At 47.4% G+C, this 12,702-nt stretch carries 13 protein-coding genes and 1 pseudogene; 6 read left to right on the top strand and 8 right to left on the bottom strand.

Annotated elements, in window-relative coordinates; genetic code table 11:
* Window positions 1-98: 98 nt before the first annotated feature.
* Window positions 99-2,495: a fatty acid cis/trans isomerase gene (locus tag KCG43_RS13285; protein ID WP_218385506.1), complete on the bottom strand. Its 2,397-nt coding sequence runs from the start codon at window positions 2,493-2,495 to the stop codon at window positions 99-101.
* 162 nt (window positions 2,496-2,657) lie between these two features.
* Window positions 2,658-3,110, bottom strand: coding sequence for a DUF3069 domain-containing protein (locus KCG43_RS13280; protein ID WP_192013929.1), 453 nt, complete (start codon window positions 3,108-3,110; stop codon window positions 2,658-2,660).
* 266 nt (window positions 3,111-3,376) lie between these two features.
* Between KCG43_RS13280 and KCG43_RS13275 the strand changes: the two genes are divergently transcribed.
* From KCG43_RS13275 to KCG43_RS13255, 5 genes are all read left to right on the top strand, one after another.
* The gene (locus tag KCG43_RS13275; protein ID WP_192013927.1) at window positions 3,377-4,324 is read left to right on the top strand and encodes a diguanylate cyclase domain-containing protein; all 948 of its coding nucleotides are present in this window, start codon (window positions 3,377-3,379) and stop codon (window positions 4,322-4,324) included.
* A 150-nt stretch (window positions 4,325-4,474) separates the two neighbouring features.
* Window positions 4,475-5,152 carry a YceH family protein gene (locus tag KCG43_RS13270; protein WP_218385504.1) on the top strand — a complete coding sequence of 226 codons (678 nt, stop codon included), beginning with the start codon at window positions 4,475-4,477 and terminating at the stop codon, window positions 5,150-5,152.
* Window positions 5,145-5,459, top strand: a complete 315-nt coding sequence (locus KCG43_RS13265; RefSeq protein ID WP_218385502.1) for a GIY-YIG nuclease family protein — start codon at window positions 5,145-5,147, stop codon at window positions 5,457-5,459. The genes KCG43_RS13270 and KCG43_RS13265 overlap by 8 nt, the downstream gene beginning before the upstream one ends.
* 51 nt (window positions 5,460-5,510) lie before the next feature.
* Window positions 5,511-5,975 (top strand): hypothetical protein, encoded by a 465-nt coding sequence (locus KCG43_RS13260; RefSeq protein WP_192013923.1) that lies wholly within the window; start codon window positions 5,511-5,513, stop codon window positions 5,973-5,975.
* 35 nt (window positions 5,976-6,010) lie between these two features.
* A complete protein-coding gene (locus KCG43_RS13255) occupies window positions 6,011-6,556 on the top strand; it encodes a YaeQ family protein (RefSeq protein WP_218385499.1) in 546 nt (181 codons plus the stop codon).
* A 150-nt stretch (window positions 6,557-6,706) separates the two neighbouring features.
* Here the strand turns inward: KCG43_RS13255 and KCG43_RS13250 are convergent, their stop codons facing one another.
* Window positions 6,707-7,321 carry a glutathione S-transferase family protein gene (locus KCG43_RS13250; protein ID WP_218385497.1) on the bottom strand — a complete coding sequence of 205 codons (615 nt, stop codon included), beginning with the start codon at window positions 7,319-7,321 and terminating at the stop codon, window positions 6,707-6,709.
* Between the two features lie 104 nt (window positions 7,322-7,425).
* Here KCG43_RS13250 and KCG43_RS13245 point away from each other — a divergent pair, with 104 nt between their 5' ends.
* The gene (locus tag KCG43_RS13245) at window positions 7,426-8,028 is read left to right on the top strand and encodes a TetR/AcrR family transcriptional regulator (protein ID WP_218385495.1); all 603 of its coding nucleotides are present in this window, start codon (window positions 7,426-7,428) and stop codon (window positions 8,026-8,028) included.
* Here the strand turns inward: KCG43_RS13245 and KCG43_RS13240 are convergent.
* The 5 genes and pseudogenes from KCG43_RS13240 to KCG43_RS13220 form a co-directional block, all read right to left on the bottom strand.
* On the bottom strand, window positions 8,025-9,392 hold the full coding sequence (locus KCG43_RS13240; protein WP_218385493.1) for a TrkH family potassium uptake protein: 1,368 nt from the start codon (window positions 9,390-9,392) through the stop codon (window positions 8,025-8,027). The genes KCG43_RS13245 and KCG43_RS13240 overlap by 4 nt on opposite strands.
* Window positions 9,389-10,051, bottom strand: a complete 663-nt coding sequence (locus KCG43_RS13235; protein ID WP_192013911.1) for a TrkA family potassium uptake protein — start codon at window positions 10,049-10,051, stop codon at window positions 9,389-9,391. Before KCG43_RS13235 ends, KCG43_RS13240 begins: the two co-directional genes overlap by 4 nt.
* Before the next feature lie 177 nt (window positions 10,052-10,228).
* Entirely contained in the window at window positions 10,229-10,891 is a 663-nt protein-coding gene (gene tenA, locus KCG43_RS13230; RefSeq protein ID WP_218385491.1) for a thiaminase II, read from the bottom strand.
* Between the two features lie 42 nt (window positions 10,892-10,933).
* Complete coding sequence (locus KCG43_RS13225; protein WP_192013907.1) at window positions 10,934-11,875, bottom strand: ABC transporter substrate-binding protein; 942 nt, start codon at window positions 11,873-11,875, stop codon at window positions 10,934-10,936.
* A gap of 27 nt (window positions 11,876-11,902) precedes the next feature.
* Window positions 11,903-12,649: pseudogene (locus tag KCG43_RS13220) on the bottom strand (ABC transporter permease); the annotation flags it as partial.
* Window positions 12,650-12,702 lie beyond the last annotated feature (53 nt).

Genomic DNA, 12,702 nt, shown 5'->3' with positions numbered 1-12,702 from the left:
GCTTCAACAAGAAAAACCGGCCCAGGTGAAGTGAGCCTGCAGCGTTGTGGATCAACGTTAGGGCGCTTCACTTGGGCCGGTTCAGAAACCGTATTGAATTAACGGTTTTCCAGGCGGTTATAGTCCAGCAAGCCACTTTCAATTGGCCTGTACTGGCGATTGATTTGATTTAACTTATCGCTGAATGCCCAGAAGGCAGGATTAGTTCGACGTACGGCGACGTTATTCAACAGTGCCCGGTAATCCTGCTCACTGTAGATTCTCTTCGCTTGCGAAACAATATCCGGCAGATCGGTTTCTCTGATATGCCAGAAAGCGCTTGGATAACTGCCAAGCAAACCGTTAACCAGTGTCAGATTATCGTTAGACGGTAATCGGTTTTTCTCCTCGTCGAACAGACTTGAAATGTTTTTGTGCGCGCTGTTACGCACAAGGGTCAGCAACTGCGGTGGTGTATTTGGCTCTGCTGGCTCAATCATGATAAAGGTCAGTTCAGGAAATAGCGTGGCCTGGCGACCTTGTATCCGGGCTAAAGCACGTAACTGATTGAGACTCACTTTACTGAGTTGCACATTGTCCAGTGAATAACGGGTGTTATTCTGATCGACATCTTTGAGCTTGGTCTGCAGCATTCCCAACAGCTCGGCTTTGGGATTTGACGTTTTATACTCAATACCCGACGGCTGTGAGAAGTCGTTGATATCACCTTCAAGATAATGCAACAGGCTCTGGTTCGAATCCTGATACCAGTTGGCAAGTTCCGCACGACGCGTTGCAGGAGGGAGGAGCGACAGGAAGTTTGACTCACCTTCCATACGCAGGAAATCCATATACATCCTGGTCAGTAACTGGTGGCCAAAATTGCCGTACACATCAAACCCGGCAACGAGAAGATAATGGATACGCTCAATCAGTGAATAGTCAAGCACCCAAGCGGTTTTGGGTTGTTCACCCACCAAGCCTTTAACTACGGTTGCGCTGTCAAAATGGCGGAAAATAGTAAGGGCAGCATTGTCGTTGGTGCCATCTCCATTCCAGATCAAATCGGTCGTCAGATGCTGGCCATTTTTCAAAGCATCATTGAGATAGGCATTTTTTGCCTTAAGAAACCGTCCTTGTTGCTTTGAGTATGTCACCCAATTATGCAGTGGCAGGGTGGTGCTGTTTTTCTCTGCCGGCAAGCGAAGATTATCGGCCTGAGTGGCATAAAAGGCTGCCACTTGCGGTGAGTCAGCGATATCTGGATCGACGAAGACAACCCAGAACCTGTCATTGATGACATTCAGAGCTAATTGACCCCGACAGACAGGACCTTTGATAAACCCCATGATAGTGTGCTGAGCATTGTCGATCATATACCGGTAACGGGCACCAACAGGCAACTGCTCAAAGGCGAGCAAGGGGTTAGCAGCAAGCTCCGGGGTATAACCGGGCAAGGCGCTCACTGTATAGTCTGGTTTAATGAAGTGTGCTTTCAGGCGAGCCATACGTTCGCCGGTAAGGGCAAATGGCATATGGGTTTTGTCTATAATGGTTTCCCGAACCGGCAGGATTCGATAATAAACGCGCTTAACGCCAGGATCATCAAAGGGACGACGGGTGGCTATGATATCTACCGGTTTTCCTGGTGCTGTGCGTGAACGTACAATCCTGAAAAATGGGGGGTGCTCAGCTGATTGCTCAGCATCGGGAAAATAGAGATGCGAAACAAACCAGTGCTCATACAGATAGCGCGCGGTAAGCTGATGTTTTAAATCATCTGCATTGAGAAAAGCTTCCCACTCCGTTATTTGAGGTTTTACTGCCTGAGGCGTCTCATATTGCGTTGCCATCGGCGCACCGGCAGCAATCCAGTCCATAAGAATCTGGTTTTCATCATCTGCTAGCTTAGGTAGCCCGTACGGCATGCCCCATAGAGGATAACTCTGCTCGTAAGCTGACATTTCTTCAATGGTCGGACATTGCTCATTTCTGTCCAGGGAGAAATCCCAGTTGCCAGACAGTACCTGCTCATCAGGCAGGGGATGGGTTTGTTTCAGCATTAACATTCTGGAGATTACACTGAGCTGCGTATTGGCCTCTGAGCTTTGCACTCTTTCGTTAAGTACTGCTGTAAATCCTTTCCTGCGCCATTCTTCAGTGCTGTGGGCGTCCACGAACATACGGGTTGTGTTAGCAGCAATCAGACGGGTGCCCTGATAGACTTTTTCTTTGTTTGCCCCTCTGTTTATGCCTTCGGCGGAGGACATTTTTAACTGGCAGGGCGCATCGTAACAGGCATGGCAAACTACGCAGCGATTCTCCACCAAAGGTTTGACTTCATTGAGATACCGTTGAGCCAGGCTTGTTTCAGCAGGCAGAATTCTTTTCTGAGGCGCAGGCTTGCCGTACATCTGGTCGAGATTAAACCCGGCATAGGTTGCACAACCGGATACGATCAACCCCAGGAGAAGTAACAACGGACGTCGGGTCAGTTTGGATAAATGAACAGTCATATGAGATAAATATCTGCCATAAAAGCAATAAGTATAAGCAAAGAGTCGGTTATCTCAAGAACTCATATAAACAACGTTCGATTGATAAGGCTGTTGATGGCCGTCAGTTTTGCACTTTCTGGGAGAACAGGAAAGGGCAGGGAGCATGATGCTCCCTGAATGTTACTGATTGAAAATAGCTTGGAACTCTTTTTTCATTGGCGGATGACGGCGAGCCTGTTTTAATTGCTTGCACAGGTCTTTAACACAATTGCGCAGCACTTTATCAAGAAGCACTGCTTTGTATTCACTTTGCTCTTCTTCGCTCATGTGATCCGGCAACTGTGTTTCTTGCATTTCGGTCAGAAAATCAACACCGGCATAGCTTTGGCTTAATGCAACAAGCGCATGAAATTGTTCAAAGTTGTCTAAAATATTTTGCGCGCTGCCAGGCAGCTCATCCCACGCTTCACGTGATGTCGTCTCTGAGACTTTATACACATTGATCAGCATGTTGAGCAGTTCGTCAGGCACTTTTTCGAATTCAACAACCTGACGCAGTTCAGGTGAACAATCGTCCAGTGTATATTCTGTGTTTTCAACCTGATCCAGGTCTTGTTTTTCAATCTCAGACATACAAATTCCTAAGCATGTAAAAAGTAAAGGAAGCGAATCCTAATGACATGGCACCAAAAGTCAATATAGATGACTTTTTCCTGTTGGATGTAGAGATACTGACCAAGGTATTTACAATGTGATGTTAAGGCCAAAACTGGCAAGCACAGATGCGGAAGTAAATTGAGAGGTTGTGACCGGTGTTGAGTAATGATAAATCACGCAGCCAACTCTGTGTGCTATAAATGGATAAAGCCAATGCTAAATAAATTCAATAGGATAACCTGATGGATGCAATGCGGATATTGCTGGTGGATGATGTTCAGGTTGAGCGCCTGCAATTGGCAATACGTTTGCAACGACTTGGCCATAGCGTGGAAGCCGTTGGGTCTGGTGTCGAAGCGATTGCGCGCTATCCTGCTTTTGAACCTGATCTGGTACTGATGGATATCAGCATGCCCGATATGGATGGGGTGGAGGTTGTCAGGCAGCTTCGTATTCAGCATACCGAATGGGTGCCGATTATTTTTTTGAGTGGTCATGAAGAACCTGAAATGATTGCAAAAGCCATTGACATGGGGGGAGATGATTACTTGGTGAAGCCAGTCGATAAAACCGTACTGGTCTCGAAACTCAAAGCTATGCAACGTATTGCGAATATGCGGCATCAGTTGAAATCAGCGTCTGAACAACTCAGGCTGGCAAATGAAAAACTGTCTGAACAAGTTAATGAAGACGGGCTGACTAAGATTGCTAATCGCCGGTACCTCGATCAGAAACTGGCCGAATTTATTGCGCTGCATGGCCGAAATAATCAAGCGCTGACCATGATTATGATCGATGTCGATCACTTCAAATCTTATAACGACCACTATGGGCATTTAGAAGGCGATCGCTGTCTGCAGTTAGTTGCGAAAGAGCTTAAAGACAACTTTAGCCGGGCAGGTGAGCTGGTTGCCCGTTATGGCGGTGAAGAGTTTGTTGTTTTATTGAGTCATTGTGAGCAGTCTCGGGCAGTGAAAGAATGCGAACGGCTGAAACAATGTATAGAAAGTTTGGAAATTCCGCATCAGTATTCCCCGACAGCAAAGATAATCACAGTCAGCCAGGGTATGGCTTCCTGGACGCCAACCGGGCTGGAGTCACCTGAATATGTTTATCAAATTGTTGATAAAGTTCTTTATCAGGCAAAAGAGCAAGGCCGAAATTGTTACATTGCCGCTGAATTTACCTGATCATGCAACGGCTAACACATTGACTCTGGTCACCATCTGACCTGATGGCGACGTTTCCGCTTGTCGGATTATTTGACCATGCTAATCTCTCTTCACATCATGCCTGTCGGCATAGTTGCCAGATATTGATAAGAAGAAAGGATAAAAAGTATGGATATGTCTCTTACCCACATTGAAGCCCGAGTGATTGGCTGTCTGCTGGAAAAAGAAGTCACAACACCGGATCAGTATCCATTAACCCTGAATGCGCTTACGACTGCCTGCAATCAAAAAAGCAATCGTGACCCTGTCATGTCGCTTGATGAAGCAGTGGTCATGGACACGCTTGAGAGTCTGAAATCAAAGCGTTTAATTCAGGAAATAACAGGGTTTGGCAGCCGTGTGGCTAAATACCAGCACCGATTTTGCAATACTGAATTCAGCACACTGCAGTTCTCTGAACAAGAAAAGGGCATTATCTGTGTGTTGCTGTTGAGAGGTCCGCAGACGGCAGGAGAAATTCGCACCCGCACTAATCGCTTATGCCACTTTGCTGATGTGAAGGAAGCTGAGAATGTGCTTACTGCGCTGGCTGAAGGTGGTAAAGGGCCTTTTGTACACAGGTTGCCACGTGAAGCCGGGAAGCGCGATAGCCGATACATGCACCTGTTTAGTGGTGATGACTTTGTGGGTGTCTCTTCCGATGTCGCAGACAGCGTTGATCATGTGTCGGACAGTTCATACAGTGATGTTGTAGAAGACAGGCTAGCGTTGCTGGAGAGCGAAGTTGTCGCATTGAGAGAAGAAGTATCAGCACTGAAAGATAAAATCAGAGAGTTATGTGAATAAGCGTGATCCTGCACCAATCTGGTCTGTCTATTTAATACGTACACGCTGTAATCGCCTATATTGTGGAGTAACGACGGATGTTTTCCGTCGTTACTCCGAACACCAATCCGGTAAGAAAGGGGCGCGTTTCCTTAAAGGAAAAGGCCCCTTGACACTTGCCTGGTACTCACGGGTTGGGGATAAACGCAATGCGATGCAGCTTGAATATAAAATAAAGCAATTGCCTAAATCGACGAAAGAGGCGCTGGCTGCTGAAAAAATCGCCATTGCTGAGCTATTCCCCGACTACTTTGTTGGTGCGCTCTGATTAAAAGAGCGTGCCGAGATTATTGTCATTGCGTAGAAGTAGGGGATTTTCGTGAAATCATCATGGATTTATCATAGATTGCTGGGCGTCAGCCTGCTGACGGCAACCATTACTGTTCCTTCCTATGCGGCAGGTATTACCGCACATCCGGTACCTGGCCAGCCACTGAGCGAAAATGCACAACGTTTAATCAATTTGTACACGACTTTTATGTTAAAAGACGCAGTGTTGCAAGCATGCACTCGGAGCATGGAACAAACGCGAACGCAGGTTAATCATCAATACATTGAATATTCCCGCCTTGCCTTAGAATATATTCAGGCCGGGCGATTAGTAGTGAAAAAGCAACTACCTAAAGTCGATTTGATTGCCTGGCAATCGAAACTGGCCAATTCGCAAGAATATTATGTAAATGGGTTTAGTGAATTCTCTGATGAACGTGTAACATTGGAATGTCAACAGGTTGCCAATGCCCTTGAAGCGATGAATCAACGCTTTGCAGCATTGCGATACTGAATATTTCATTTTGATTTTTACTGAGAAGCCCAAATATGGCTCTGAAAGCCACCATTTACAAAGCACATATCAATGTCGCCGATCTCGATCGGGGTCGTTATCTCGACGGTTCGCATACGCTGGCCTGCCATCCTTCAGAAACGTTGCAACGCTTAATGCTGCGTTTAGTGGCGTGGGGTTTACATGCCGATGAGGCGTTGGTTTTTACAAAAGGCTTATGTGACACAGATGAACCCGATCTATGGGTAAAAAACCTGCATGACGGCATTGAGCTTTGGCTCGAACTCGGGTTGCCTGATGAAAAAAGGCTTCGCCGTGCCTCGCAGAAAGCAGATCAGGTTGTGATTTACGCTTATGGTGATAACGCTGCCCCTGTCTGGTGGCAGTCGATGAAATCCAAGGCGGCCCAATTAAAAAATGTATCCGTGGTTTTCATTGAAGATGACGTACTCGAATGCCTGGAAGGCATGGTAGAACGAACCATGCAGCTCCAGCTAACCATCGAAGGTGAGCTCTGCTGGCTGTCGAGTGAAACAGCCAACTGTACAATAGTACCGCAGTGGTGGCAGCGCGGGGAATGAACCTGCTGACGAGCAATGAGTGGCACTTCGCCACTCATTGCTCGGCATAAGAACAGGTACGTTCTCATACGTCGATTTCAACTCTTTCCAAGTGATGCTGACTTGTACGTTAGTTGTGCTGGCGGCAGAAAGCCCAATGATAACCGTCTCTTATTGCTGGCTCACAGAAGGCCGCTGGCTCACTGCCTGCAACCAGGCCTGTATGTGCGGTAGGGAACCATCCACGGTAATATGTAATTTTTCCATGAAGTGACACATAACGAATGCCGTAATGTCGGCAATGGAAAATCTCTCTCCGGCAACAAACGCCGACTCAGACAGCCGTTTATCCAGTACAGGCAGAAATGCGATTAACCGCTGACGTGATACCTCTCCCCATGATTCCACACAGGTCTCTCTGTCCTTGTAGACGCCGGTAATATTTCTGAAAGCTTGCAGGGCAACAAACAAGCCCTTCAATTCCACGATTCTTTGCCACATTTCCACTTGCGCTTTTTCCAGCGGGGTATTGCCAAACAATGAATTTTCGCTGGGATGAGTTTCATCGAAGTACCGGCAAATGGCGACGGACTCGCTAATCGTGGTGCCGTCATCGAGTTCAAGAACAGGTATCAGTCCATTCTGACTCTTAGCCTGAAAAGCGTCCGATAAGTTTTCACCGCCGCGAATATCAATTGAAATCCGTTCAACGTCAATGCCCATTTCCGCAAGGAAAATACTGACACGGCGAGCACTTGGGGATGGGGCTAGTTCATAGATTTTCATGGTTTTTCCTTTAACGGAATGATCAGTTAGAATAGAATCTAAGTTATTGAAGTGCTTTACGTCAAGTGTGACAGTACAAAAATAGCACCCTGAGAGATAAGAAGATGGCTAGGACCAAAAATTTTGATAGAGAAGAGAAGCTTATTCAGGCCATGGAGCTTTTTTGGCTGAAAGGCTATGCGGATACATCCGTATCGGATCTGGTTGAGTGTCTGGGAATTAACCGGTTCAGTCTCTACAACACTTATACAGATAAAGCGAGTTTATTCAGTGAAGCATTAGAATATTACCTGAAGAAAGTGTCATTTCCTCCACTTCATAAACTGCTGCATGAAAATGCAGGGTATGAGGACATTGTGGCTTACCTGAAGCGGTTTGCGTCATTGCAGCGCGAGCAGACTTGCGGTTGCTTTATGCAAAATGCCTTACTCGAACGTGCGCACTGCGATGAGACTGTACTGGCAACGGGCGGAGTCTTGTTCAATACACTGGCCGGGCGGTTTCAGACTGCTATTCAAAACGCGCAGGAACAGGGCGAATGGAGCATGAGCACAGATGCGAAGCAATTCAGCCATTTTCTGGTGATGCAAATGCAGGGTATCCGTGTATTGGGGAAAGCCCGTCAGTATGAGCTGGTTGATAACGGCGTCAGTGTGCTGCTTGGTCTGCTGACATTGCAGAATCAGGCAGGTAACAAATACCATTAACCCGCATAGACGTTATCTTCCGGGTATTTCAGTTGTGTTGTCGTCGGTCTTGCAAGCAGATAAGCCAGCGTAAGCGGACCGATACGGCCAGTTATCATCACAACAACCATAATGACCTTCCCCGGTTCCGACAGTGATCCGCTCAGTCCTGCGCTTAACCCCGCGGTTGAGAAAGCAGAAATTGTTTCAAACATTACCCGATCAAAGGAAGCCTTCTCAGTCAGCATTAGTAAAAACATGGCAAGTATGAGTATTAAGCCGCTGACAACAATGATCGCCAGGCATTTGAGTACTGTGCTCCAGGCAATTGTTCGTTTAAACAGTACAACATTGTTCTGCTGACGCAGAAAGGTGATCGTCGCCACTATAGCCACGACGAAAGTGGATACTTTGATCCCCCCGCCTGTTGATGTCGACCCGGCGCCAATCAACATCAAGGCCATCATGACCAAAAGTGCTGGTTGCGAAAAGTGCGAGATGTCCACAGAGTTAAATCCGGCTGTTCTGGCGGTTGCTGACTGGAAGAATGCATTCATCCACTGCAAACCGGTTGGTAAGTGACCCAGTGTGGCGGGATTATTCTTTTCAAGTAGCCAGAACAACATTGTACCGGACAAAAGCAGAGTCGGGGTCGCAACCAGCATGAGTTTAGAATGCAAACGCAGCTTGTGATGTCGTGTTTTTGACCACCTGAACAAGTCAGCAACCACAGTGAAACCCAGGCCACCACAGATAAACAGCAGAGAGACAGTCATCAGAAGCAGGGTATCGTTCTGATACCTTGTCATGCTGTCAGGAAACAGTGAAAAGCCGGCATTGTTAAATGCAGAAATGGTATGAAATACAGCAGTAAAAAGCCCTTCGGACCAACCAAATTCAGGCACCCATCTGATAGCCAGAATGAGGGTTCCTACCGTTTCAGCAACTAACGTAAAAAGTATGATGAGGATGACCAGACGACGAATATTGATCGAGCTTTCTTGTCCTAAAGCGCCTTTAGTGACAGCTTGCTGTTTGAGACTGAGTCGCGCGCCGAACAGGTAAAGCAACACGGCTGACAAGGTCATCTGTCCCAGTCCCCCGATCTGCATCAGAATCATCAGCAGCACTTTTCCACTGTGCGTGAAATGCGTACCGGTATCGACAACGCCTAACCCTGTGACACTGATGGCTGACGTTGCGGTAAACAGCGCATCGACAAAACTTAATCCTGTCTGAGAAAAGAGGGGTAATGTCAGCAATACCGAGGCAGGCAGCAGGATTGAAAGAAAGCTGACAATAATTATTCTAGGTTCAGACCAGGGTGATTGCTTATGCGGTGTTTTAAGGTGAAATATCCCGCCTTTGCCAGCAAAGCCCTTCATATGCGTTTAAACAATTCGCTGAGTTCTGATTCAGGACCAGCGATGATCAGAATATCGCCGATTTCCATTCTGGTGTCTTTCTCAGGCTGAGGGCGAAGTTCTGGTCCTCGTTTTAATGCCAAAAGGTGAGTGTGTTGTCCCTGGCAGCAGGGGTGGGAAGAAAGCGGATGTCCCATCATAGTGGTTAGCACCACAACTTCGGCAATGGCCAGTCCGCTGCCCAGTTCGAGGTAATGGAAAATACGGGTATCAAGCATTATACGGGCAATGCGTTGCCCCATTTCTGTTTCCGGCATAACGACACGGTCTGCGCCAATCTTATGCAGAATTTTTGCGTGATACCTGTCTTTCGCTTTGACCCAAACCAGCTTAACGCCAGATTCTTTCAAAATCAGAGTCGTCAGAATACTGGCGTTAACGTTATCTCCAATAGCCACCATAGCGATATCGTAATCATCCAGTTTGAGCTCAGAAACTGTATCTTCATTAGAGCAATCGGCGACGATAGCTTGAGTGACATGATCAGCGGCTTTACGCACGAGATCTTCATTAATGTCGATAGCCAGAACTTCAGCACCTTGCTGATTGAGTTCATAGCAAAGCGCCATACCAAACCGGCCTAGTCCGATGACTGCGACTTGCTTACTTTCTGCTGCCATGCTGCTGCCCTGCAAATAGTGTGTTCACGGAAACAAAGCATGTATACAAGATAGGCCAGATCTGTGAATCCAGCCGTCTTGTAATCTGAATTTAAAAGAGAAATTGTCGTGAAACCGAATATCCTTCACACGAGTGCATGAAAAAGGGATCGATACCAATCCCTTCCACAAACTGAGTTAGACGGCGTCCAGACCTTGTTGCCAGAAAGCAATTTCCATCCGGGTGGCCGTTCGGAAAATGTTGATGAGTTGCTGGCCTCGAGGACTTGACAGTGGTACTGGCTCAAGCAGGTTGTTCAGGTGCCGGATACTGGTTTGCACATCTTGCTGGAAGCTATCGCCACCATATAACTGAATCCAGCTGGCGTATGGGTTGTCCTGAATACGGGTGTCTGGATCTTGTATCAGCCTTTCGCCAATCATGGCATAGCCGATCGCGCACGGGGCCAGCGCAGTAAATAAATCTGTAAGATCACCGGCCATACCTGTGTCTAATACATACCGTGTGTAGGCCACTGTTCCTACATCTTCAGCTTCGGCTTCCATGTCAGACTCAGTTAACCCCCACTGCTGGCAATAGGTCACATGGTGATGCATTTCACTGCCGATAAGCGCCTGTAAACTGGGCAGAGGACGGCGCATTTCTTCCAGTGTCGTTGCTTTATAAATGGCAAGGGCATAAGCACGGGCATAATGTTTCAGGAACAGGAAGTCCTGTTTCAAATAATGTAAATAGGCCGCCGAATCTAACGACCCTTGTGCCAGTTGTGCCACGAAGTGGTGGTGAGTGTATGCTTGCCAGTCATCCTGGCAGGCTTGAATTAAATCTTGATATTTCATCTGTTATTCCATCCCTGTCAATAAGTCCGGGTAAAGGCTGAATCAAAAGGCGGGCACAAAGTCTTTTGCTGCCGGTGCATTGTCGATAATTTTGTGTTTATACATAAACGCGGAGAACTGGTTGTAGCGCTCCTGATCCACGGCAGCAGGGCGGAGAGCAAAGCGAGGTAACGTATCGCGCCAGGCCAGTTTGTTTAACTCGTTATTCAGTGTGTCAGGAGAATAGGAAATGAAAGTTTTCCAGGCTTTATCAGGGTGGTTGATGAGATATTGTGTGGCTTTCTCTATGGCGAGATTAAACTTTTTCAGATCTTCTGCGTTGTACTGGTTTTTATTGGCAACCACCACCAGTTCGTCGTAGGGAGGTACACCATGTTCTTCCGGGAAGAAAGATTTGGCTTTATATCCTTCCAGTGCCAGCTGGTTAGATTCAAAATTGCGTAATCCGCCCCATATAGCGTCAACTTTACCGGAGGCGAGCGATGAGGAAAGTGCCCATCCGACGTTAACGATTTTAACGTCAGTGAAGTTGACGCCTGCTGTTTTCAGCATAGTGCCGACGGTTGCCTCTTCATTACCGGCAATGGCGATACCAATCGTTTTCCCTTTCAAATCAGCCATGGTATTGATCTTGTTATTATCAAGTACCATCAAAGTGTTCAGCGGCGTTGCGATTAACGTTGACGCTCTGATTAGCGGCAGCCCTGCAGCCACATCAATCGTCAGGCTGGTTTGGTAAGATATCGCCAAATCCACTTTTCCTGCTGCGACCAGTTTGGCCGGCATGGAAGGGTCTGCGGGTTCCTGAATCTTAATGTTTAAACCTTGCTCTTCAAACAAACCGTTTTTTTGCGCAATAATGATAGGGCCGTGATTCGGGTTGACAAACCAGTCCAGCATTAAGGTCATTTCTTTTGCCTGAGCCTGGCTGGCAAAACTGGCAATGGCGAGCGCAATTGCACTTCGGGCAGGTAAGTTGGTCATTAATTTTTTCCTTATCTAATGCGAAATTTATTGTGACTGGCCATTCTCTGGCAGCCAGGGGATAGCGCGTTTAAGCAGGTAATCTGTCGCAAAATACAGCGACACAGAGAGCCCGGCTAAAATCAGCAAGGCGGCAAACATTTCATCAATCATCATGCGGGCGTTGGCTTGCAGCATCAGGTAGCCGAGTCCTTCGCTGGCGCCAACCCATTCACCGACAACAGCGCCAATGGGGGCAACCACCACGGCAACCCGTATACCCGATGCCAGGGCAGGCAGAGCCGCCGGCAGCCTGATATGCCACAACATTTGCCATGTTGTGGCATTCATTGTTTTCGCGAGATCTAAGTAGCCCTGAGGTGTGTGTCGCAAGCCGTCGTAACAACAAGTTGTAACCGGAAAGAAAATAATAATGGCCGCCATCACCACTTTGGATGCAATGCCATAGCCCAGCCAGAGCATAAGAATAGGGGCGATAGCAAAAACGGGAATGGCCTGACTGGCGATCAGCAGAGGTAACAGCCAGCGTTTAACCGGATTAAAAAGAAGCATCAATAGCGCGCAGACAAGACCAATGCCAAGCCCGAAAGCTAACCCCAGGATAATTTCGCTGATAGTGACACTGGCATGGCTGAGCAGAACATCATGGCGCTGAATTAATTTGCGAAATACGGCGAGCGGTTCAGGAAGAATAAAGCCGGGAAGCTGAAACAGGCTGACAATACCTTGCCAGAAACCGATCAGAAACACAGAGCTGATTGCCAGACGGCTCAGGGAATGATGAAAAAAGGGGCGGATATTCATCATTGCTACAGCAGGTTTCTCTG

Origin of the sequence: Photobacterium sp. WH24 (assembly GCF_019204055.1) — a bacterium.
In the GTDB taxonomy this organism is placed as follows: Bacteria; Pseudomonadota; Gammaproteobacteria; order Enterobacterales; family Vibrionaceae; genus Photobacterium; species Photobacterium arenosum.
The sequence above is the reverse complement of the archived record's forward strand: the minus strand, read 5'-3'. Positions and strand labels throughout refer to the sequence as shown.

Coding starts and splice junctions, on each gene's coding strand:
- KCG43_RS13225 (WP_192013907.1), bottom strand. CDS start 11,875: ATGACCAACTTACCTGCCCGAAGTGCAATTGCGCTCGCCATTGCCAGT.
- KCG43_RS13255 (WP_218385499.1), top strand. CDS start 6,011: ATGGCTCTGAAAGCCACCATTTACAAAGCACATATCAATGTCGCCGAT.
- KCG43_RS13245 (WP_218385495.1), top strand. CDS start 7,426: ATGGCTAGGACCAAAAATTTTGATAGAGAAGAGAAGCTTATTCAGGCC.
- KCG43_RS13250 (WP_218385497.1), bottom strand. CDS start 7,321: ATGAAAATCTATGAACTAGCCCCATCCCCAAGTGCTCGCCGTGTCAGT.
- KCG43_RS13280 (WP_192013929.1), bottom strand. CDS start 3,110: ATGTCTGAGATTGAAAAACAAGACCTGGATCAGGTTGAAAACACAGAA.
- tenA (WP_218385491.1), bottom strand. CDS start 10,891: ATGAAATATCAAGATTTAATTCAAGCCTGCCAGGATGACTGGCAAGCA.
- KCG43_RS13235 (WP_192013911.1), bottom strand. CDS start 10,051: ATGGCAGCAGAAAGTAAGCAAGTCGCAGTCATCGGACTAGGCCGGTTT.
- KCG43_RS13275 (WP_192013927.1), top strand. CDS start 3,377: ATGGATGCAATGCGGATATTGCTGGTGGATGATGTTCAGGTTGAGCGC.
- KCG43_RS13270 (WP_218385504.1), top strand. CDS start 4,475: ATGGATATGTCTCTTACCCACATTGAAGCCCGAGTGATTGGCTGTCTG.
- KCG43_RS13240 (WP_218385493.1), bottom strand. CDS start 9,392: ATGAAGGGCTTTGCTGGCAAAGGCGGGATATTTCACCTTAAAACACCG.
- KCG43_RS13285 (WP_218385506.1), bottom strand. CDS start 2,495: ATGACTGTTCATTTATCCAAACTGACCCGACGTCCGTTGTTACTTCTC.